Annotated in this window: 20 protein-coding genes and 1 tRNA gene; 9 read left to right on the top strand and 12 right to left on the bottom strand. The window is 66.5% G+C overall.

What is annotated here, in order from left to right; genetic code table 11:
* Positions 1-60 precede the first annotated feature (60 nt).
* Both Q8M85_RS16285 and Q8M85_RS16280 read left to right on the top strand, forming a co-directional pair.
* Complete coding sequence (locus tag Q8M85_RS16285) at positions 61-942, top strand: DMT family transporter (RefSeq protein WP_305546503.1); 882 nt, start codon at positions 61-63, stop codon at positions 940-942.
* 7 nt (positions 943-949) lie between these two features.
* On the top strand, positions 950-1849 hold the full coding sequence (locus Q8M85_RS16280) for a lysophospholipid acyltransferase family protein (protein ID WP_305546501.1): 900 nt from the start codon (positions 950-952) through the stop codon (positions 1847-1849).
* Between the two features lie 49 nt (positions 1850-1898).
* On the opposite strand, the gene Q8M85_RS16275 is transcribed toward Q8M85_RS16280, so the two are convergent.
* A complete protein-coding gene (locus Q8M85_RS16275) occupies positions 1899-2594 on the bottom strand; it encodes a thioredoxin family protein (protein ID WP_305546499.1) in 696 nt (231 codons plus the stop codon).
* 176 nt (positions 2595-2770) lie between these two features.
* Here Q8M85_RS16275 and acnA point away from each other — a divergent pair, with 176 nt between their 5' ends.
* Entirely contained in the window at positions 2771-5455 is a 2685-nt protein-coding gene (gene acnA / locus Q8M85_RS16270; protein ID WP_305546497.1) for an aconitate hydratase AcnA, read from the top strand.
* Positions 5456-5566: 111 nt separating this feature from the next.
* Positions 5567-5713 carry a hypothetical protein gene (locus tag Q8M85_RS16265; protein WP_305546495.1) on the top strand — a complete coding sequence of 49 codons (147 nt, stop codon included), beginning with the start codon at positions 5567-5569 and terminating at the stop codon, positions 5711-5713.
* Between the two features lie 9 nt (positions 5714-5722).
* Here Q8M85_RS16265 and Q8M85_RS16260 read toward each other — a convergent pair whose 3' ends face one another.
* Complete coding sequence (locus tag Q8M85_RS16260; RefSeq protein ID WP_305546493.1) at positions 5723-5989, bottom strand: hypothetical protein; 267 nt, start codon at positions 5987-5989, stop codon at positions 5723-5725.
* A gap of 149 nt (positions 5990-6138) precedes the next feature.
* On the opposite strand from Q8M85_RS16260, the gene Q8M85_RS16255 reads away from it, so the two are divergent.
* Positions 6139-6894 (top strand): helix-turn-helix domain-containing protein, encoded by a 756-nt coding sequence (locus tag Q8M85_RS16255; RefSeq protein WP_305546491.1) that lies wholly within the window; start codon positions 6139-6141, stop codon positions 6892-6894.
* Between the two features lie 158 nt (positions 6895-7052).
* On the opposite strand, the gene Q8M85_RS16250 is transcribed toward Q8M85_RS16255, so the two are convergent.
* From Q8M85_RS16250 to Q8M85_RS16225, 6 genes are read right to left on the bottom strand one after another with little or no spacing between them, the layout of a single operon-like run.
* Positions 7053-7592: a DsbE family thiol:disulfide interchange protein gene (locus tag Q8M85_RS16250; protein ID WP_305546489.1), complete on the bottom strand. Its 540-nt coding sequence runs from the start codon at positions 7590-7592 to the stop codon at positions 7053-7055.
* The gene (gene ccmD / locus Q8M85_RS16245) at positions 7585-7746 is read right to left on the bottom strand and encodes a heme exporter protein CcmD (RefSeq protein WP_305546487.1); all 162 of its coding nucleotides are present in this window, start codon (positions 7744-7746) and stop codon (positions 7585-7587) included. Before ccmD ends, Q8M85_RS16250 begins: the two co-directional genes overlap by 8 nt.
* Complete coding sequence (locus tag Q8M85_RS16240) at positions 7743-8471, bottom strand: heme ABC transporter permease (protein WP_305546485.1); 729 nt, start codon at positions 8469-8471, stop codon at positions 7743-7745. The genes ccmD and Q8M85_RS16240 overlap by 4 nt, the downstream gene beginning before the upstream one ends.
* 55 nt (positions 8472-8526) lie before the next feature.
* Positions 8527-9183: a heme exporter protein CcmB gene (gene ccmB, locus Q8M85_RS16235; protein ID WP_305546483.1), complete on the bottom strand. Its 657-nt coding sequence runs from the start codon at positions 9181-9183 to the stop codon at positions 8527-8529.
* Entirely contained in the window at positions 9180-9794 is a 615-nt protein-coding gene (ccmA, locus tag Q8M85_RS16230; protein ID WP_305546481.1) for a heme ABC exporter ATP-binding protein CcmA, read from the bottom strand. Before ccmA ends, ccmB begins: the two co-directional genes overlap by 4 nt.
* A 45-nt stretch (positions 9795-9839) precedes the next feature.
* On the bottom strand, positions 9840-11429 hold the full coding sequence (locus Q8M85_RS16225) for a N,N-dimethylformamidase beta subunit family domain-containing protein (RefSeq protein ID WP_305546479.1): 1590 nt from the start codon (positions 11427-11429) through the stop codon (positions 9840-9842).
* Positions 11430-11545: 116 nt separating this feature from the next.
* Between Q8M85_RS16225 and Q8M85_RS16220 the strand changes: the two genes are divergently transcribed.
* The 4 genes from Q8M85_RS16220 (at position 11546) to Q8M85_RS16205 (ending at position 17444) form a co-directional block, all read left to right on the top strand.
* The gene (locus Q8M85_RS16220) at positions 11546-12919 is read left to right on the top strand and encodes an FAD-binding oxidoreductase (protein WP_305546476.1); all 1374 of its coding nucleotides are present in this window, start codon (positions 11546-11548) and stop codon (positions 12917-12919) included.
* Between the two features lie 58 nt (positions 12920-12977).
* Positions 12978-14297: a vanadium-dependent haloperoxidase gene (locus Q8M85_RS16215; RefSeq protein ID WP_305546474.1), complete on the top strand. Its 1320-nt coding sequence runs from the start codon at positions 12978-12980 to the stop codon at positions 14295-14297.
* Positions 14297-15859 (top strand): CRTAC1 family protein, encoded by a 1563-nt coding sequence (locus tag Q8M85_RS16210; RefSeq protein ID WP_305546472.1) that lies wholly within the window; start codon positions 14297-14299, stop codon positions 15857-15859. The genes Q8M85_RS16215 and Q8M85_RS16210 overlap by 1 nt, the downstream gene beginning before the upstream one ends.
* 451 nt (positions 15860-16310) lie before the next feature.
* Positions 16311-17444, top strand: a complete 1134-nt coding sequence (locus Q8M85_RS16205) for a serine/threonine-protein kinase (RefSeq protein ID WP_305546470.1) — start codon at positions 16311-16313, stop codon at positions 17442-17444.
* Here the strand turns inward: Q8M85_RS16205 and Q8M85_RS16200 are convergent, their stop codons facing one another.
* The 4 genes from Q8M85_RS16200 to Q8M85_RS16185 all read right to left on the bottom strand — a co-directional run bounded on the left by Q8M85_RS16200 (position 17445) and on the right by Q8M85_RS16185 (position 21904).
* Positions 17445-18629 (bottom strand): efflux RND transporter periplasmic adaptor subunit, encoded by a 1185-nt coding sequence (locus Q8M85_RS16200; RefSeq protein ID WP_305546468.1) that lies wholly within the window; start codon positions 18627-18629, stop codon positions 17445-17447.
* Positions 18630-18632: 3 nt separating this feature from the next.
* Positions 18633-20990, bottom strand: a complete 2358-nt coding sequence (locus tag Q8M85_RS16195; RefSeq protein WP_305546466.1) for an ABC transporter permease — start codon at positions 20988-20990, stop codon at positions 18633-18635.
* Entirely contained in the window at positions 20987-21703 is a 717-nt protein-coding gene (locus Q8M85_RS16190) for an ABC transporter ATP-binding protein (protein ID WP_305546464.1), read from the bottom strand. Before Q8M85_RS16190 ends, Q8M85_RS16195 begins: the two co-directional genes overlap by 4 nt.
* A gap of 125 nt (positions 21704-21828) precedes the next feature.
* Positions 21829-21904, bottom strand: a tRNA-Val gene (locus Q8M85_RS16185).
* Between the last annotated feature and the right edge of the window lie 10 nt (positions 21905-21914).

Raw genomic sequence — 21914 nt, 5'->3', positions numbered from 1 at the left:
AGCCGGCCGCGCGACACCCGCACCCTTGCGGCCCCCCGCCCCGCCGCCTAGAACGATGCCATGTCCGGCGCCCCTCTCACTTCCGTCACGCGCGGCGTGGCGCTGATGATCCTCGCGATCTTCCTCTTCACCGCGATGGATGCCACTGCCAAGGGCCTGATCGCCCGCTATCCCGCCCCGCAGGTGATCTGGGTGCGCTTCGCAGGCCAGCTGGTGCTGGTGCTCCTCATCCTGCGCCACCACCTGGGCCCGATCCTGCGCACCCGGTTTCCGGTGTTGCATGTCTGGCGATCAGCGTCGCAGTTCGGGGCGACGACCTTCTTCTTCCTGGCGCTTCCCTTCATCGGTCTTGCGGAAGCCACCGCCATCGCCGACATCAACCCCGTTCTCATCACGCTTGGCGCTGCGCTTTTCCTGGGCGAAAAGCTTGGCCCCCGCCGCATCGCCGGTGTCGTCGTCGCCCTGATCGGTGCGCTCATCGTGATCCGGCCGGGGGCGGGCGTCTTTACCTGGTGGGCGATCCTGCCGCTCCTCTGCGCGATATCCTACGCCGTCAGCGCGCTTCTGACCCGCAAGATCGGCGCGCAGGAAAGCGTCTGGGCCTCGATGGTCTATGCCGCCCTTTTCGGCACGATCGTCGCGGGGCTCGCCCTGCCTTTCGTCTGGAAGCCAATCGCGACCGCCGATTTCTGGCAGTTCGGCCTGATCGCCTGCCTTGGAACCGGGGCGCAGCTTTGCATCATTCGCAGCTTTTCGATCACCGAGGCCTCGATCGTCGCCCCTTTCGCCTATCTGGGGATTGTCTTCGCGACCTTCTGGGGGGCGGTGATTTACGACCAGTGGCCCGACCGCTGGACCGTGATCGGTGCGCTTGTGATCGTCGGGGCGGGTCTTTATGTCTGGCACCGCGAAAACCGGGCGTCGCGCGCGCCTGCAGCCTAGAAGCCGCATGTCAAAGGATGCCGATCCTCCTTTCCGCCCCGACCATTTCCTGGTCAACCTCGCAGCGCGCGGGCTGATCGGTCTGGCGCTGGCCCTGCCCTATCCCTGGCGTGTGGCTCTGATGGGCTGGCTGATGCGGCGGGTGATCGGGCCTTTCGCGGGCTACCGCCAGCGCGCCCTGGAGAACCTGGCCCTCGTCTGGCCCGACTTGCCCGAGCCGCAGCGGCGCGCCATCGCCGCAGCCTCGCTGGACAATGCCGGCCGAACCCTGATCGAAAACTACTCGACCCGCGCCTTCACTGCCCGCGCCGCCGGGATCGAACCGGAGGGTCCGGGCTATCCCGCCCTTGTCGCAGCCCGTGAGGCGAAGCGCCCGGTCATCCTCGTCTCCGGCCATTTCGGCAATTACGAGGCCGCGCGGGCCGCCCTGGTGGCGCGCGGCTTCGACATCGGCGGGCTTTACCGGAACCTGTCGAACCGCTACTTCAACGCGCATTACGTCCGCACGATGGAAGCTTTCGGCGGTCCGGTCTTTCCACAGGGGCGCGCAGGCACGGCGGGCTTCGTGCGGCACCTGAAAGAGGGCGGGCAGCTTGTGCTTCTCTTCGACCAGGACGTCCCGGGCGCCCCTGTGCTGGACTTCCTGGGCCAGCCTGCGCGGACGGCGTTGTCGGCGGCGGAACTGGCACTGCGGCTGAAGGCCGACCTCATTCCCTTCTTCGCCACCCGCCAAGCCGACGGCCTCGGCTTCCGGGTCATCCTGGACGCGCCCATCCCGCACAGCACCCCCGAAACCATGACACGGGCCGTAACCCAGGCACTCGAGACACGGGTCAAGGACAATCCCGGCCAATGGTTCTGGATTCACCGGCGCTGGAAGGGCGGCGGCCAAGAGGTCGGCCAGTAGGGTGGGTCGTTCCGCGCCCGGCGCGGGTTGACCCACCGCCCCTTCGGGATCAATCCACCCGGGCCGCCGCCAGGATCGCCGCCGGGCCTTGTTGCTGGACGATCACCGCGCCGGGCTGGTCACCCGGGAACGGCGCCGTAAGCTCCAGCGGCTCCTGGCCCGACCAGTCGCCAATCCGATCCCACGACGTCACGATATTCGTGTAGGTCACGGTCTTCCCGGCATTCTCGCCCCGCTCGATCAGCACCGTCTCTTCCGGCTTGTAGCGGACAAGTTGGACACGGACGGGTTCGCTCAGCGGCGGATCAGCCTCGGCCCTGATCACCAGTCGGTCGCCCTCGCGCGTCACGGTCAGCCGCACTGTCGACCCCGCTTCCATGTGGGCGCGCAGCCGGTCGGCTGTCTTCTCGGGGGCGAATCCCTCGATCCGGTCCGCACCGGCGATGATCAGTTGGGGCGTGTATATCGTCCGCGACCCCACCGCCTTGGCATAGGCCCGCTGGCGGTCGGTGAACTTCGGCTGTGCGAACTTGTCCGCCCAGCCGATGTAATCCCAGTAGTCGACATGCAGCGCCAGCGGAAGGATCTGCGGGTTCGAGGCCAGCATCGCCACAAACTCATCGGCCGGCGGACAGGACGAACACCCTTGCGAGGTGTAAAGCTCGACAACCACCACCGGCTCGGCCTGGGCCTGGGCCACGGCCGCAAGCCACAACCCGCAAGCCGCGCTGACGAAATGTCGCATGGTGTCTATCCTGATCCTTTATCCCCACCCCGTTATAGGAAGACGCAGGGGCCCGAGCCAATCAAGGTTTTGCGAGAGACCTGTCACATGCTGTACGAATGGCGCACAGCAGGGCTGGATATTCGGCATACAATGGTATACAACGCCGCAACAGCCGCCTTTCAAGGGAGCCAGAGATGACCGTCACCGTTGGACATGACCTTTCCAAGACCCGCAAGACCCTGACCGCAGGGGGCCAGACGGTCCACTACTATTCCATCCCCGCCGCCGAAGCCGCCGGCCTGGGCGAGTTTTCGAAGCTCCCCGCCTCGCTGAAGGTGGTGCTGGAAAACATGCTGCGCTTCGAGGACGCCAAGACCGTCACCGTCGATGACATCAAGGCCTTCTCGACCTGGGGCAAGCAGAAGGGCCAGAACCCGATCGAGATCGCCTACCGCCCCGCCCGCGTGCTGATGCAGGACTTCACCGGCGTTCCCGCCGTCGTCGACCTTGCCGCGATGCGCGACGGGATCAAGGGCCTCAAGGGCTCGGCCGCCAAGATCAACCCGCTGGTCCCCGTCGACCTGGTCATCGACCACTCGGTGATGATCGACGAATTCGGCCACCCCCGCGCCTTCCAGATGAACGTCGACCGCGAATATGAGCGGAACATGGAGCGTTATGTCTTCCTGAAATGGGGCCAGAACGCCTTCAACAACTTCCGCGTCGTGCCGCCCGGAACCGGCATCTGCCACCAGGTGAACCTGGAATACCTCGCCCAGACCGTCTGGACCGACACCGACCAGAACGGCAACCTTGTCGCCTACCCCGACACTCTGGTTGGCACCGACAGCCACACGACGATGGTCAACGGCCTGGCCGTCCTTGGCTGGGGCGTCGGCGGGATCGAGGCCGAGGCGGCGATGCTGGGCCAGCCCGTGTCGATGCTGATCCCCGAGGTCGTCGGCTTCAAGCTGACCGGCGCGATGATGGAAGGCACCACGGCGACCGACCTTGTGCTGAAAGTCGTGCAGATGCTTAGGAAGCACGGCGTGGTGAACAAGTTCGTCGAATTCTACGGTGAGGGCCTTGACCATCTCCCCCTCGCCGACCGCGCGACCATCGCCAACATGGCCCCGGAATATGGTGCCACCTGCGGCTTCTTCCCGATCGACGACGAGACGCTCCGCTACATGCACATGACCGGCCGGGATGAGGGCCGCATCGCACTGGTCGAAGCCTATGCCAAGGCCAACGGCATGTGGCGCGGCCCGGACTATGACCCGATCTACACCTCGACCCTGCACCTCGACATGGGCGAGATCGTTCCCGCCATTTCCGGCCCGAAGCGCCCGCAGGACTACCTGCCGCTGACCGACGCAAAATCCAGCTTCGCGCGTGAGATGGACACCAGCTTCAAGCGCCCGCAGGGCGTGGAAGTGGCCGTTGACGGCGAAGACTACACGCTCTCCTCCGGCAAGGTCGTGATCGCCTCGATCACCTCCTGCACCAACACCTCGAACCCCTATGTGCTGATCGGCGCGGGTCTGGTGGCGCGCAAGGCCCGCGCTTTGGGCCTGAACCGCAAGCCCTGGGTGAAGACCTCGCTTGCCCCCGGAAGCCAAGTCGTGTCGGAATACCTGAATGCCGCCGGCCTGCAGGAAGACCTCGACGCCGTCGGCTTCAACCTTGTCGGCTACGGCTGCACCACCTGCATCGGCAACTCCGGTCCCCTGCAGCCGGAAATCTCCAAGGCGATCAACGAGGGCGACCTTGTCGCCGCCGCCGTCCTGTCGGGCAACCGCAACTTCGAAGGCCGCATCAGCCCCGATGTCCGCGCGAACTACCTCGCCTCGCCGCCGCTGGTCGTCGCCTACGCGCTGGCCGGTGACATGAACATCGACCTGACCACCGAGCCCTTGGGCATGGGCACCAACGGCCCGGTCTACCTGAAAGACATCTGGCCGACGAACAAGGAAATCGCCGACATCGTCCATGCGGTCGTGACGCGCGAAGCCTTCCAGTCGAAATATGCCGACGTCTTCAAGGGCGACGCCAAATGGCAGGGCGTCGAGATCACCGATTCGGAGACCTACGACTGGCCGCCGACCTCGACCTACATCCAGAACCCGCCCTACTTCCAGGGCATGTCGGCGACGCCCGGGGTGATCAAGAACATCACCGGCGCGCGGGTGCTGGCGCTTCTGGGCGACATGATCACGACCGACCACATCAGCCCGGCAGGTTCATTCAAAGCTTCAACTCCGGCTGGCAAGTATCTGACTGAAAGGCAAGTTCCGGTATCCGAGTTCAACAGCTATGGTGCCCGGCGCGGCAACCACGAAGTGATGATGCGCGGCACCTTCGCCAACATCCGCATCAAGAACGAGATGCTGGATGGCGTTGAAGGTGGCTACTCCCTCGGGCCGGACGGCCAGCAGTCCTCGATCTACGACGCCTCGATGGCCTACCAGGCGCAAGGCACGCCCTTGGTGATCTTCGGCGGCATCGAATACGGTGCCGGCTCCAGCCGTGACTGGGCCGCAAAGGGCACGGCGCTTCTGGGCGTCAAGGCCGTGATCGCCGAATCCTTCGAGCGGATCCACCGCTCGAACCTGGTCGGCATGGGCGTCATCCCGTTCGAGTTCCTGCCCGGTGAAAACCGCAAGACCCTTGGGCTGAAAGGCGACGAAGTGGTCAGCATCGGCGGGCTGGAAGGCGGGTTGAAGCCGCTCAGCCAGGTCCCCTGCACCATCCGCTACGCCGATGGCACGGAACGGACGATCCAGCTCAAGTGCCGGATCGATACCGAGATCGAGGTCGAATACGTCGAGAACGGCGGCGTGCTGCACTATGTTCTGCGGAACCTGGCGGCGTCCTGATATTAGAAACACATTGTTTCCAGGAAAGGCCCGGGCAACCCCCGGGCCTTCACCTTTTGTTCTGATCTGGCCGGGCAGACTTGCGGCACCACAGCCAGAAGGCTTCGCCCCATGTCACACCGCTTCCCGCCGCTTCGCCCCCAGGACCAGATCATGCTCAAGGGCCGGCCCGCTGGCCGGACCATGCCGGTTCCGACCCCGGTAGACCTCACGCTTTTCGCCGCCCTGGTCCTGGTCGTCGCACTGGCGCTCGTCTGACGGTCCACCCTATCGCGGGAAGCCGCCGCGGGTCAGGATCTCCAGCCGCGTGGCCGCATCGGTGGCGCTGCGGCCAGTCGCGGGCATCGGCCGCGTCAACCAGGTCAGCAGACGGTGCAAACGGCCCGCCAGACGCAGCGCACGCGCCTCTTTCGGGTGCAGGCGGACAGGACGGGCCATGGGCCGGTAGGTCTGGGCCAGCAGACTGCCGAAATCCAGCCACCGACCAGTGACCGGGTGAGTATCTCGGGATGCAGGGTTGGACGCGGGGGTCATGGCGATCTCCATCAAGGGGTTTGTCGCCCCAGCATCACGCCGACGCCGGCCCCTGGTTGAGTGCTGAAACTGAAGCGACCCCGCTACAGAACTTGAACTGGCCGGACCGCGGCCTCGGGCGTAGTCTTGCCGCAGAGGGAGGCCACGCCATGCCCCAGAAACCCTATGGAATGATCTGCCCGATCACCCGCGCCTGCGACATCCTGGAACCACGCTGGACGATCCCGATCCTGGTCGGGCTCTGGGCCGGGTCGACCCGGTTCAATGACCTGCGGCGTGAGGTGGGCAGCATCTCGCCCGCGCTTCTGTCGCGCCGGCTGAAGGATCTGGAGGAGATGGGTCTGGTCGAGCGCATCACCGACCCCGCGACCGGGTCGGTCGATTATCTGCGGACCGAGGCCGCGATTGCGCTGGAACCGGCACTCGATGCACTGGCGAAATGGGCGCAGTGCTTCATCGAGGCCGAGGTGGCGCTGTGCACCGCGACGGTGTCGAACCTGATGTGGAACATGCGCAAGCAGTTTGTCCTGGAAGCCCTGCCCCGCCGTCGCCTGGTGATGCAGTTCCGTTTCGCCGACCCTGACCTCGAATACTCGACCTACTGGGCGATCCTGCAACCCGGCGCCGAGGCCGAGATCTGCACCTCGATTCCCGGCTTCGATATCGACCTCTATGTCGAGACCAACCGGGTTTCGCTGCTCGGCATCCTCTTGGGCCGGGCTACGGTCGCGAGCGAGCTTGCCAATGGCCAGCTCTATCTCAGCGGCGACGCGCTCTTGGCGCGGACAATGTCGCAATGGCTGAAGCGCGGAGATTACGCGCAGTTCGACGGGATCGCGATGCTTCCCGCGACGCGGCGCAGGCCGGAAGAGGTCTTGCCGCAGCGCCGGGTGGTGGCGGTCTAGGGCGTCCTCGTTCCGGCGTCGGGCGCAGGCGTAGGGTGGGCCGTTCCGCGCTCTTCGCGCGGGTTGGCCCACCCTCCCGCACAGGTTAGGAAAGTCTGAACGCTCACAAGCAAATCATTGAAATCATTGTCGTCCCAGGGAATGTCCACCGTGGACACCTACCCTTCGCCGGCCAGCGCCTTCGTCAGTTCCGGCAGGAAGCGGGTCTCGTAGTCGGTCCCGATCAGGGGTCCCACGAAACGGAACAGGACAGTCCCGTCGCCTCCGACGATGAAGGTCTCGGGCGGCGCGGTGACGCCCCATTCCACCCGGTTGCGCCCGTTCGGATCGGTCGCGACGCCGATGAAGGGGTTCCCCTCCTCGGCCAGGTAGGCGACCGCCTTCGCGTCGTCGTCCATGATGTTGACGCCCGCCACCCGCACCCCGTCCGCCGCCATCGCCAGCAGCTGCGGATGCTCGGCCCGGCAGGGCGGGCACCAGGTGGCCCAGAAGTTGACCACCGTCACCTCGCCGGTCCGCAGGTCCGCATCGGTCACGCCCGGGATGCCCGGCAGCACCGTCGTCGGCAGCACCGGCGCGGGACGGCCCACGAAGACCGACTGCAACTCTCCTGGATTGTCGCGGTACATCCCCGCGTAGAACAGCCCCGCCAGCCCGGCGAACAGGACCGGGGGCAGCACCATGAGCCATCTAGCCATCGGACTTCCCCTGCCGCGCCTCGACCTCGGCCAGCGCGCGTTTCATCCGGGCCGACTGCCACAGCGTCAGCCCCACCAGTGCTGCGATCAGCACCGCCGTCGCCACGTAGGACCCCAGCACCGCGACGGCGTATTTCCCCAGATCCGGCATCATGCCACCCTCTCCCGCGCCAGTAGCGCCTTCAGCCGCCGCGCCCGGATCTCGGTCCGGGTCCGCAGCAGTACCATCGTAACGAACAGAAGGACGAACCCCGCGATGCAGACCAGCAGCGGCAGCCAGAACACGTCCGAAACGTTCTCTTCCTTGTCCAGCGACAGCGAGGCCCCCTGATGCAGCCCCTGGTTCCAGAAATTCACCGCATAGCGCGACAAAAGCGCGAAGACCGAGCCCACCAGGCACAGGATCGAGGTCAGGTCGGCCGCCGTGTCCGGGTCCTCGACCGCAGCCCAGAGCGCCATGTAGCCGCAATAGAACAGCGTCAGGATCAGGAACGAGGTCAGCCGCGGGTCCCAGGCCCACCAGGTGCCCCACATCGGCTGGCCCCAAAGCGCCCCGGTGACAAGCGCGATCAGGGTGAAGGTCAGCCCGACAGGTGCTGCGGCCTTGGCGGCCAGCGCCGACACATGGTGGCGGCGGATGATCCAGATGAGGGACGTGACCAGCATCATCACCCAGGCATTGATCGCCATCATCGCGGACGGGACATGCAGGTAGATGATCTTGACCGTGGACCCCTGCTTGTAATCGTCCGGCGTGAAGAAGAAGCCCCAGACAAGGCCCGTGACCAAGAGGATCACGGTCAGCCCCACCGCCCAGGGCAAGGCCCAGGCCGAGGTCTGCATGAACTTCTTCGGGTTCGCATATTCCCAGATCGACATGGGGCCTCGCCTATCCTGTCCGTGGTTTCCGCTCAACACACCATCGCGCGAGACGCTAGCGCAAATTGACGCGGATCGCACTTGCGGCCGCGAAGGGAAGCAGCGCCGCCGCGCCAAGGCTGATCGCAGCCAGCAGCGCCAGCGGGGTCGCCAGCGCCATGCCCTCCGCCCCGCGCCGCACCACCTCGCCCCCGAAGATCAGGGTGGGCACGTAAAGCGGCAGGACCAGAAGGCTGAGGAGGAGCCCGCCCCGCCTGAGGCCCACAGTGATCGCCGCGCCAAAGGCCCCGATCACCGACAGGGCGGGGGTCCCCAGCAACAGGCTAAGCACCAGCCAGCCGTATCCCCCCGCCGGCAGGTTCAGGAACACCGCCAGGCCCGGGGCGATCAGGGTCAGGGGCAGGCCGGTGACCAGCCAGTGCGCCAGCGCCTTCACCGCCACCACTGCCTCCAGCGGGATCGGCGCGGTGGCCAGAAGGTCAAGCGAGCCGTCCTCGTGGTCCAAGGCAAAGATGCGGTCCAGCGACAGAAGGCAGGCCAGCAGCGCGCCAACCCAAAGGATGCCGGGGGCGATGCGGCCAAGCGTGCCGCCTTCCGGCCCGACGCCCAGCGGGACAAGGACGGAGAGGAGGAAGAAGAAGGCGAGCCCCAGCCCGAACCCCCCGCCCGAACGGAAGGCAAGCGCCAAGTCGCGGAGGAGGAGCGCCTTCATGCGAAAGCCTCATCAAAGCCGGTGCTCTGGATTACCCTCGCGCGGTGGGGCTCTAGGTCCAGGACCGTCGCCTCGGGCAGGCCAAGGTCGACATGGGTGGCAATGACGGCAAGGCCGCCCCCGGCCAGATGCCCACGCAGGATATCGGCGAACAGCGCGACCGAGGCCACGTCAAGGCTGACGGTGGGTTCGTCCAGAAGCCAGACCGGGCGGCCCGTGACCAGCAGGCGCGCAAGCCCAAGGCGGCGTTTCTGGCCGGCGGACAGCTCTCCGGCGCGGCGGCGGGTCAGGCCGGTCAGGTTCAGCGCGGTCAGCGCATTGTCGATGCCCGGTCCGCCATAAATACGCGACCAGAAGCTCAGGTTCTCGGTGACGGTCAGCGTCGTTTTCAGCCCGTCGGCATGGGCGGCATAGGCGACGCTGTCGGGGGGCAGGTCGTAGGTGCCCTCGGCCGGGGGTTGCAAGCCGGCCAGCGTGCGCAGAAGCGTGGTCTTGCCCGACCCATTCGGCCCGCGCAGGATCAGCGCCTGGCCTGTGGCGACCGACAGCGTCAGGCCGCGCAGCACCGTGACGCCGCCCCGGGCCACCGCAAGGTTCGAAAGGCTCAACATGGGGTTACGCCTAGCCGATGGGGCGCGCGGCGAAAAGGGGTTTGGTCAAGTCGCCCCCGGCCCCCAAGCCCCAAGCAGGATGTTCCGCGTCACCACCTCGACCGGGCGTTCGCGGGCGATCAGCCCGGCCACCCATTCGCAGGACCCGGCATTGAACACCGCGCCCCGGCCGCGCCGGTAGTCGGCCATGCAGCCATTGCCCCGACTGGCCAGGCCCAGGGTTTCGGGCGTGACCGTGCCGTAGATCGTCTGCGCCACCTCTTCGGCGTCCAGCGTGCCGATGAAATAGTCCATGTCATGCCGCCCGGTGTGGTGGGCCAGCGTCGTTGCGGGCGAAAGGGCGACGATGGTCAGGTCCCCCTGCAGCCCGGTGTCGGCCGCCGGAAAAGGCAGGCCCTTGCGGATCTCGTAGTCGATCCCGTCGACCTCATAGCCGAAGATCTTCGAGGCCGCGCCCAGCACGTCGCCATAGCCAAGGCCGGTGCCTTGCAGCGACCAGTGGTCGGGCCGGTAGACCGTGAAGCCGCCCGACCCATGGGCGGCGCAGCGGCTCCATCCGGCATAGACGCCCATGCTGCCGGTCAGGCCCATCGTCGCCACGGCGGGGCGCCGGGCGCGGGGATGGTCCCAGTAGCTTGTCAGGCGGTCGGTCGCGCCCAGCGGGTCCTCGGCCTCGGCGCGGGTCTTGTAGCAGGTCTGGGTGGTCAGGTCGTCCGACAGCCGGGTCTGCCAGAAGAAGTTGCCCCCGAACCGCGCCAACTGGCCGCCCCGGTCGATCCAGGCATCCAGATGGTCGCGCATCTCCCAGGTCCAGTATTCGTCGTGCCCGACGATCACCGCGCGGGGGTAGGCGGTCAGCAAGCCAGGGTCGGCGTGGAGGTCATGCTGGGTGACATAGTCCAGCGCGATCCCCTGCTCTTCCGCCCAAAGCGCAAAGGACCGTTCAAATGCCGCCCAGCCCGAGGAGGCGTATTTCTTCGAGATGCCATGCGCGCGGGCGTAGTCCATGTGCGGATAGCGTGGACGCGACAGCAGCGGCGAGGCGTGCGGGATGCGGGGCGCGTCGACCGGCCAGCGGACGAAGCCGGTGGCCCAGGGCCGCAGAAGGCTGACTTCGGGGGCAAAGTCGCCGCCCGTCGGGCCGGTCAGGCCCTGGTAATGGTTCGACCCGCCCCAGTCATTGTAGGCGCACCAGGTCCCGGTGGCGAGGATCAGAGCCAGTTTTGCGGCGGGCTGGGCGGGCTTCAGGACGAACATGCCCTGTGAGGAATGGCCGTCAATTTCCAGCGTTACCGTGTAGACGCCAGTCGGCCAGTCCTGCGGGATCACGGTCTCGAAGGCGACGGGCCAGCCGCAGCCGGTGACCGAACAGTCGGGCGGTGTCGGGGCGAAACGGGTGGGAATGGTCGTCTGCAGGACAGTGAACGGGGTCAAACCGTCGCGGGTAATGGTTAGCCGCGCCTCGGCTGCGCTGGACATCGTGTGCAGCCGCAACACCTCACCCGGTCGGTAGGAAATCGCCCCGCTATAGCCCCAGACCTGCGGGCGTGCGGGATCGGACGAGGCGACCTCGTAGTAGTGCCCGGTGACCGGATCGCCATCATCGTAAGGCCCGGTGACGAAGAAGCCCTGCATGACCCACCCCCCGTGGTTTTCGGGCAGCATCGGCGGGCCGTGGGGCGAAGGCAACGCCCATTTGCCTTGAAATGAGGCCGGGGCTGTGGCCCTTTGGCCCGAAAACAGGGGGAACCATGCGGATCGGAGACGTCTCGTTCTGGTATGCCGACATAGGTCTGCCCTACCGCAGGGCGGCGCTGGCCGGAGATGTCACGGCCGACGTGGCGATCATTGGCGCGGGCTATACCGGGCTCTGGACGGCCTATTACCTGAAAAAGGCGCAACCCGCGCTGGACGTGCTGGTGATCGAGAAGGACTTTGCGGGCTTTGGCGCCTCGGGCCGCAACGGCGGCTGGCTGACGGGCGGCTTTGCCTGGAACCACGCGCGCTATCTGGAAACCTCGTCGGAACACAGCGTCCGGGCCATGGTCGAAGCGATGAACGGCACCGTGGACGAGGTGATCCGCGTGGCCAAGGCCGAGGGGATCGAGGCCGACATCCACCGCACCGATGAGCTGATGGTGGCGACCAAGCCCGCGCAGGTCGGGCGGATGCAGGCCGAGGTCCGGCATCGGCGCTTCTGGGGCGAGGAGGGCCGGGTCTTCGAGATGTCCGCAGCCGACCTTGCCGACCGCATCCGCATCCCCGGCGCGCTGGGGGCGATGGTGGTGACCAATGTCGCGCGCATCCAGCCGGCCAAGCTGGTGCGGGGCCTCGCAAAGGCGGTGGAACGGCTGGGGGTGCGGATCGTCGAGGGGACGACGGTCACGGGGTATGAGCCTGGGGTGGTGACGACCGACTACGGCACGGTGCAGGCCCCGGTGATCCTGCGCTGCACCGAAGGGTTCACGGCTGGGCTGCCTGGCCGCATGCGGGAATGGCTGCCCTTGAACTCGGCCCAGATCGCGACCGAGCCGCTGCCGCCCGAAGTCTGGGACCAGATCGGCTGGCAGGGTCATGAAATCCTTGGGGATTTCGCCAATGCCTACTGCTATTGCCAGCGCACGCGCGAGGGGCGGATCACGGTCGGCGCGCGGGGGGTGCCTTACCGCTTTGGCTCCAGTCTCGACACGAACGGCGCGCCCGACCCCGAGACGATCCGGCGGCTGACAGCAATCCTGCACAGACATTTCCCGGCGGCACGGCAGGCGAAGATCGACCATGCCTGGTGCGGCGTCCTGGGCGTGCCGCGCGACTGGTGCGCGACCGTGGGCCTTGATCCGGTCACCGGCCTTGGCTGGGCGGGGGGCTATGTGGGCGTCGGTGTGTCGACCTCGAACCTTGCGGGGCGGACGCTTGCCGACCTGACACTCGCCCGCGACACCGACCTGGTCCACCTGCCCTGGGTCAATCGACGGGTCAAGGACTGGGAGCCCGAGCCGATCCGCTGGCTGGGTGTCCACGGCATGTATGCGCTGCTGAACGCCGCCGACCGGCGCGAGGACCGGCCCGGCGCGGGTCCGTCGAAGCTGGCCGCGGTGGGGAACTGGCTGATGGGACGGCACTGAAAGGATTTGCCTCACCTGTTGGCGCGTGACAGAAACGCGGTCATTCCGGGAGGACGACATGCCATTCCACCGCCGCCAGGTCCTTGGGTTCACCGTTGCCGCGCCGTTCGCGCTGAGCTTCCAGCCCGCCCGTGCCGCGAACCGCGCCGACGTCTCGCGGGATGTGCTGCTGATGTGGCACAAGCTGATCCTGGAACTGGTGCGCCATACCGCGACCTATGTGCCCCCCGTCGCCGCCCGCGCCTTTGCCTATATCGGCATCACCGCGCATGAGGCGCTGGCGACCGGCAACCCTGCCCTGCGCAGCCTGGCCGGACAGTTGACCGACCTTTCCCCCCTTCCCCCTCGCGCGACAGGTGAGCATGACGAGCCGTGCGTCCTGCACGCCGCCCTTGTCGCCGCTGTCACCAACCTTTTCTCGAACACCGGCCCCACGGGTCAGCGCGCGATGGAGGCGATGGCGCGTAAGATGGGCGAGACGGCCAGCGATGGCATCGCCCTCGACGTGGTGGCGCGCAGCGTGGCCGCCGGTCAATCCGTGGCCGCCCATATCCTTGCCTGGGCCGCAACCGATGGCGGCGCCGAGATCGTGAACATGGGCTTCCCGATGGAGTATACTCCCGGCACCCGCCCGCAGGACTGGGTCCCGACGAACCTGATCCGGCTGCAACAGGCCCCCCTGCTGCCACAGTGGGCGCAAAACCGTCCCTTCGCCCTGCCTGCCGCCGATACCTGCGACGCGCCCCCACATCCCGCCTATGATGAGGCGCCGGGGTCCGACTTCCATGCCGCCGCGCTGGAGGTCTACCACACGGCCCGCGCCCTGACCGACGAACAGAAGCTGGTCGCCCGGTTCTGGTCGGACGATCCCATGCTGACGCCGACCCCTGCCGGGCACTGGATCGCCATCGTCTTGCAGATCGCCGACCGCGACGCGCTGCCGGTCGAGGTCATCTCTGCGGCGCTCGCCAAGCTGGGCGTGGCGCAGGCGGATGCCTTCATCTCGTGCTGGTCGACGAAGTTCAGATACAACCTCCTGCGGCCCGTCACCTACATCAAGCGCCACATCGACCCGGCGTGGGAGCCGCTGCTGATCACCCCGCCCTTCCCCGAATACACCTCGGGCCATTCGACCCAGTCCGGTGCTGCGTCAACGGTTCTAAGCGCGATCTTCGGGCCCGATTTCGGCTTTGACGACGAGACGCATGTGGATGAGGGGTTGCCCGTCCGCAGCTTTCCTTCCTTCGCGGCGGCGGCAGAGGAAGCGGCGATCTCACGGCTTTACGGGGGCATCCACTTCCGCTTCGGCAACGAACGCGGCCTGGAGCAGGGCCGCGCCGTCGGCGCCTACGCCGCGGCGCTGAAGACCGAAGCCTGATGCGCGCGCTTGTTCTCACGCTGGCTCTGGCAGCCCCCGTCCTGGCCGAACCGGTCGTCCCGACCTTTACCGAAGAAACCGTCAGCGCCGGGATCGACACCGTTTTCGAGGGCGACTGGGACTACATGGTCGGCGGCGGGGTCGCGACCTTCGACTGTTCCGGCGATGGCTTCCCCGAGCTGTTCCTGTCGGGCGGAGCCGGGCCATCGGCCCTCTACCTCAACCGCAGCCCGCAAGGCGGGGCACTGGCCTTCATGAAGACGGATTCCGTGTCGCTGGATGCAGTCCTGGGTGCCTACCCGCTGGACATCGACAGCGACGGCGTGCTGGACTTGGTGGTCCTGCGCCTGGGCGAAAACCGGCTGCTGCGGGGCCTGGGCGACTGCCGGTTCCAGGATACAAGCCAGGCCTGGGGCTTCGATGGCGGCGACGCCTGGTCGACGGCCTTTGCGGCGATCTGGGAACGGGGGCAGACCTGGCCGACACTTGCCATCGGCAACTATGTCGACCGCAAGGAAGAGGCCTTTCCCTGGGGCTCCTGCACCGACAACTGGCTGCATCGCCCGGAGGGTCAGCGTTTCGCCCCGCCGATCCCGCTGACCCCGTCGCATTGCGCCCTGTCGATGCTGTTCACCGACTGGAACCGCTCGGGCCACCCATCCTTGCGGGTCTCGAACGACCGGGAATACTACAAGGGCGGGCAGGAACAGATGTGGCACCTCGAGGCCGGCCAGCCGCCCCGGCTTTACACCGAGGCCGACGACGGCTGGAAACGGCTGCGCATCTGGGGGATGGGGATCGCCTCGGCCGATGTGAATATGGACGGCTACCCGGATTACTATCTGACCTCGATGGCCGACAACAAGTTGCAGGTGCTGAAGGACCCCGCCAGCGGCAAGCCCGACTTTGCCGACATCGCCTTCAAGTCCGGCATCACTGCGCATCGGCCCTATACCGGGGGGGACCTAAGACCTTCGACAGCGTGGCATCCGCAATTCGCAGACGTCAACAATGATGGGCTTCTGGACCTCTTTGTCGCCAAGGGAAACGTGGCGAAGATGCCCGACTTTGCCCAGAAGGACCCAAACAACCTGCTTTTGGGCCAGCCGGACGGGGTGTTTGTGGAAGTCGGCGACCGCGCGGGAGTTGCCAGCTTCGGGGTCGCCCGGGGGGCTCAGATTGTGGACTTCAACCTGGACGGCCTTCTGGACCTGGCGGTGGTGAACCGGTGGGAGACCGCACAGCTTTTGCGGCAGACCGGCGCGCTGGACGGTCGCTGGGTGCAGGTCCGCCTGCGGCAGGACGGCCCCAATCGTGACGCCATCGGCGCCGTCATCGAGATCCGGCGCGGCGACAAGGTCGAACGGCACGAGATCACCTCGGGCGGGGGGCATCTCTCGGGCTCGGTCGGTTGGCTGCATTTCGGACTGGCTGGGCTGGAAACGGCGGAAATGCGGGTCCTGTGGCCAGACGGGACCCAGGGCGACTGGCAGATCCTTCCCGCCCAGAGCTTTCAGATCCTGCGCCCCGGCACAGCACCTGAACCCTGGTCGCCAGAGTGAAAAATCGAATCGCTTTGTAAAGACCAGCCGGAAAACGATTGCACCCCCAGGTTGTGCATCTGACACTTTCTGCGCGCCACAGACGACATTAAGGCAGGATAGCGGCGCATCCCTCTGGGATCGCTGACGATTTTGTCACACTGGGCCATGCTGCAAGCACCCAAGGAAGATACTCGGCAGCTCCTTTTATCACTAAATATCAATGCATTACATGTTATCCTAAACTGATGCCCAGGTGTGAATACCGCAATGTGCGCATTTGCGCAGATGAATCCCTGCGTTGCAGGTTTGCGCGGCAAAGGGCGGATTGCGTAGAATGATGCACGGGCAGGTCTTTGCGGGGCGCAGTCTGAGGCGATTTACCCAAGGGAAAGCTTGTTCGGGGATACTGGCGCGCGGCACCGCTCTGCCGCCAGAGAGTGATGAGTGACCAGACTTTTGGGAATGACAAGTGACGCAGAGCCCGACACAGATCAGCAATCAGCTCGAGGCCGAGTTGGGCCGCGTCGATCCTGACGCGTTCGCCGATGATCTGAAGCCGGGGACCCAGCTTCTGGGCGGGCACTACACGATCATCGGCTTTCTCAACAGCGGCGGATTCGGGATCACCTATCTGGCCAAGGACAGCCTGGACCGGACTGTCGTGATCAAGGAATGTTTCCCGAACACGCTGTGCCGCCGGTCGACCAGTTTCGTGCGCGCGCGGTCGCGCAAGCACCAAAGCGACTTCCGCGGCTTTGTCGACAGCTTCCTGGCCGAGGCGAAAAGCCTGGCGCGGTTGGTGCATCCGAACATCGTCGGCGTCCATCAGGTGTTCGAGGATAACGACACCGCCTATATGGCGATCGACTATATCGACGGGCGCGACCTGCATGACATCCTGAATTCCACCGACCGGGCCTTCACGCCCGACCAGGTCATCGCGATGCTGAAGAAGATGCTTTCGGCGGTCGAGTTCATCCATCAGGTCGGCATCCTGCACCGCGACATCTCGCCCGACAACATCCTGGTCGACAAGGCCGGCAATCCGATCCTGATCGACTTCGGCGCGGCCAGCGAACAGGTCGCCCGCGCGACCCGGGTCCTGACCGGGCGCCGCGTGATCAAGGAAGGCTACTCGCCGCAGGAGTTTTACCTGACCGGGGCCGAGCAAAGCCCGGCCAGCGACCTCTATTCGCTGGGCGCGACCTTCTACCACGTCATCACCGGCCAGGCGCCGCCCGAAAGCCAGCGCCGCCTGGCCCGCGTGGCCGAGGGCGAGGCCGACCCCTACGTGCCCCTGGCCGGACGGTATGAGGGGTACCCCAAGGGGTTCTTGGACTCCATCGACAAGGCCGTCCGCGTCATGCCGCGCGACCGCATCCAGTCGGCGGGCGACTGGCTGGACTGGATTCGCATTGTCGAGGAGGGCAGCACCCTGCCCTCCGCCCTGACCGACGAGGCGCCAAAACCGCAGACCCGCCCACTGACCCATCATGTCCCTGCGCGCCGGGGCGGCCTTTGGCAGGACTACATGGGCTACATGATCGGCGCGGGCGCGGTGTTCGTGGTCGCGGGCCTTGCCGCGCTGTGGTCGCGGCTTTGACTACTGCTTGGGCAGGGGCGCAACGCTGACCCCGGCCATCACCAGATCGGACGGATGCAGGATCACCCGGTCACCGGCTGCCAGCCCGTCCAGCACCTGTGCGTAATCCTCGTTCCGCTCACCCAGGGTTATGCGCTGCACCTGGGCGCGGCCGTCGCGGACGACGTAGGTCGCCCAGTCCGGCCCGTCGCGGAAGAGGGCACCCACCGGAATGGTCAGCACCCCGTCCTCGCGCCACAGCGCAATCCGCGCGATGACCCGGAAGCCGTGGCCAAGCGCCCGCCAGTCCTCGGGCGCGCCGGTCAGGCCCAGCACCACCTTCACCCGCTGCTCGTCGATCCCCAGTGCCGAGACGCGAGTGACCGCCGAAGGTTCCACCCGCTCCACCACCGCCGCGACCAGGGGACCGCCCCAGCCCGAAACCGTGGCTTCCGCACCTTCGGCCACCCGCACGGCGTCGCGCGACAGAAGGTCGACCACGATCTCAAGGTTGCCGGGGTCGCCCAGTTCCAGGATCGGCGTGCCGGACTGCACCACCTGCTCGCTTTCGGTCAGGACCCGCAGGACCTTGCCCGACACCGGCGCAAGAATGTCCACGCAGCAGGACGACCCGTTGCCCGGAGCATCCGGTCGCAACATGGCCAGCGCGCTTTCCAGTTCCTTTTCGCGCACCGCAAGGTTCGCCAAAGCACTGGAGACCGCGGCTTCCGCCGTCTTCTGTTCGCGGATCGCATTGTCGTGGGCACGGGCGGACATCGCGCCTTTCTGGAACAGGGCAATGGCGCGGTTCGCCTCGCTGGCTGCGAAATCATGCTGGGCTTCGGCCTGGGCAAGCTGTGCACGGGCAAGGTCTGTCGCGGCCTGCGCTGCCGCCGCCGCCGCCTCGGCCACCGCGCGCGACCGGCTGTCCAACAGCACCGGGGCCGCCGGGCCAATGCTGGCCACCGCCTGTCCCTCGGTCACCTCGTCCCCGGCGTGCAGGCCGATGCGTTGCAGCTTGCCCGCGATGGTGGCCGAGACAGTAAAGACCTCACGGATGCGGGCCTCGCCCTCCTCCTCGACCACGACTTCCAGCGGGCGCGGCGCAACTTCGGCCAATTCCACTTCGACGGGGCGCGGCAGAAAGGCCCAGACCAGGAAGGCCAGCAGGGCCAGGACAGCGGCGATGGGGATCAGGCGGCGCATTGGCTACTCCCGTGTCTTCAGGACTTCGATCATGTCGAGATTGTTGATGCGGCCCCGGATCGCCCAAGCCGACACCAGAGCGGCAGCACAGACGACAAGGCTGGCGATGGCATAGACATCGCGCTGGACGACAAAGGGCACGCGGTAAAGGTCCGAGGAAAAGGCCGCCGCCATCGCCGCGGCGATTCCGTAGCCGATCAGCCAGCCCAGGGGCTGCGCCAGCAGGACCACGGTGCCAAGTTCGCCGAACAGAACACCCGAGACCTCGGCATTGGTGAAGCCCAAGACCCTCAGGCTGGCCAGTTCGCGGCCTTGCTCGGACAGCGAGATACGCGAGAAGTTGTAGACGACGCCGATGGCGATGATCCCCGCAAGCACGACATAGACGGTCACCATCACGGTGATGTTCTCGGCCAGCGTCTCGCGGAAACGGCTCAGCATCAGGCTGGTGACGCTGATCAACTCGGTCTTCGGAGTGGTCCGGGCGGCGGCATAGAATTCGGCGGTGCGGGCATCGTCGATCATCAGGCTGACGCCCGAGATCAGCGCCCCCTCGCCCATCAGCCGGTTCAGCGCCCCGATCTCCATCGCGGCACCCAGGCCAACATAGCCGACGGACAACCCGCTGACCTGCAGGGTGAAGGTGGCGCGGCGGCCCTCCTGCATCTCGATTGTGACGCGGTCGCCGGGGCGGACCTGCAGGGCATCGGCAAGAGCTTCGGACAGGATCAGCCCGGCCTCGGGCATCGGCATCGGGCGCAAGTCCGGGTCAAGCACGCGCGACAGACGCGGCTCGGTGGGCCGACCCATGATCGCAAGCGTCTTCTCGCGTCCCAGGTGGCTGATCTTGGCCGCAACCTGGCGGAACGGCTCGGCCACCATGACGCCCGGCAGACCTCGGGCGGCAAAGGCGGCCCCAAGAGGTTCGGGCGTGCCGAAGACGATCTGGGCATCGTGACGCTCGGCCCGGAAGAAGGTGACGTCAATCATCCGGTCAATCGACCCGAACGACCACAGCGATGCCACCAGGATCGCCACCGCCATCGCCACACCCAGGGTCGAACTGGCCGTGCGATAGGGCCAGCGCATCAGGTGTCGGACGACCATCACCCCGGTCTGGGGCAGCTTCAAGAAGCGCCGGACCCAGGCCCCACGCTCGCGGTAGACGGCGGGCGACGGGGGGGCCATTGCGACGGCGGGGGGCAGCTTCAGGACCGACCGAACCGCGTAAAGCGCCCCTGCAATTGCCGCGGCCAGAGTGATCACGGCGGCCAGACCGTAAAGACCCGGGTCGCGGGTGAAGACAAGATAGGGAAAGGTAAAGAACCGCGCATACATCTGCGCCAGTTCCGACCCCAGCCAGGCCCCGGCGGCAAAGCCGATCCCGATGCCCGCCACTGCGATCAGGACGACGAACTCGACATAGTGCTGCGCCACGGCTCGCGAGGTGTAGCCGATGGCCTTCAAAAGCCCGATCTGTTCGCGTTCCAGGGTGATCAGTCGCGACAGCGTCATGTTCACCAGCATCGCGGCCACCAGAAGAAAGATCGGCGGCAGCACCCGGACCATCGCCCAAAGCTGCTTCAGTTCGGCGTCCAGGAAGGCGTGGCTGATCTGGTCAGCGCGCCCAGTCGCCCCGACCCCGCCATAGCGTTCGGTCAGCCGGTCCAGAGCTTCGATCACCCGGTCGGGATTGGCGCCGGGTGCCAGCTTCAGGACCAGATTGGAAAACGCCCCCTCAAGATCATACGCCGCCTCCAGACCGGCGCGCGGGGTCCAGACCACCCCGAACCTGCGCGGGTCGGGCATCATCTGGCCGGGGCCAAGCGCATAGATGAACTCGGGTGAAAGGGCGACGCCAGTGATCAGAAGCTCGCGCCGCTTGCCGTTCATCAGGACCGGAAGGCGGTCGCCCGGCCCCAGCCTATGTGCGGCGGAGAACCCGTCGCTGACCACGATCTCGTTGGCCGATAGCGGGTCGGGCAGACGCCCAAGGCGCAGGTAAAGCCGGTTCAGCCCACCGTTTTCCGGCAGCGAGACGAAAAGGACCGACCCCGGCTCCACCATTCCGGGCAGATCCAGAAGGCCCAGCTTCACGATCCGCGCCTCGGCGTCCAGCACGCCCTCGATGTCGGCCACCTCGCCCAGAAGCGCCCTTGGCGCACGGGTCACGTCGGCGAAAACATCGGCGAAGCGGTTCTCCTCGTAATAGCGTGCCCGCGTCTCGAACAGCGAAGCATACGCTCCGTTCCCCAGGATCAGCGTCGCAACCCCCGCCGCAAGCACCAGCGCAATCGCCAGCACCTGCGCCCAGAGACGGCCAAGGTCACGCAGGACCTTTCGCCGGAGGGGAGAAATCACCACACGACCTCCGCGGGCTGCTTCTTGGTGGCGTTGACGGTTTCCTCGACGATCCGGCCATCGGCAAAGCGGATCACCCGGTCGGCGATGTCGCGGATGGCGGCGTTATGCGTGATGACCAGCGTGGTCGCGCCCACAACCCGGTTCACCTGGGTCAGTGCCTCCAGCACCTTGATCCCCGTGGTGCTGTCCAGGGCCCCGGTGGGTTCATCGCACAGCAGGACCTCGGGATTCTTGGCGATGGCGCGGGCAATCGCGACGCGCTGCTGCTCACCCCCGGAAAGCTGCGCCGGAAAGTGGTTCGCCCGGTCCTGCAGGCCGACCAGGGCCAGGGCATCCTCGGCGCGCATCGGATGGCGGGCGATCTCGGTCACCAGCTGAACGTTCTCGCGCGCGGTCAGGCTGGGAACGAGGTTGTAGAACTGGAAGACAAAGCCCACATGGTCGCGCCGGTATTGGGTCAACTGGCCCTCGTCCAATGCGGTCAGCTGGTGGTCTTCGAACCAGACCTCCCCCCCGCTGGCGCGGTCCAGCCCTCCGACGATGTTCAGGAAGGTCGATTTCCCCGACCCCGAGGGACCCAGAATGACGATAAACTCACCCTTCCGCGCCTGGAAGTCGATGCCGCGCAGCGCGTGGACCTCCAGCGCGCCGGTGCGATAGACCTTGGTCAGGCCCGTCGCGCGGAAGACGATGTCGCTGGTGTCAGGCATCGGCAAGTCCTTTCGGACGGGAAGCCTAAAGGTTGCACAAAGGGCGGGCCTTGATCCGGGTCAAGGCCGCCGGTCATCCCACATCATCGGCCAAACCGCAGGCGTTGTCGCGGGAAATACGGGGATGGTGGGCGGTGAGGGACTCGAACCCCCGACATTCTCGGTGTAAACGAGACGCTCTACCAACTGAGCTAACCGCCCGCCTGGCCCA

It is taken from the genome of Tabrizicola sp., assembly GCF_030694085.1.
In the GTDB taxonomy this organism is placed as follows: Bacteria; Pseudomonadota; Alphaproteobacteria; order Rhodobacterales; family Rhodobacteraceae; genus Tabrizicola.
The sequence above is the reverse complement of the archived record's forward strand: the minus strand, read 5'-3'. Positions and strand labels throughout refer to the sequence as shown.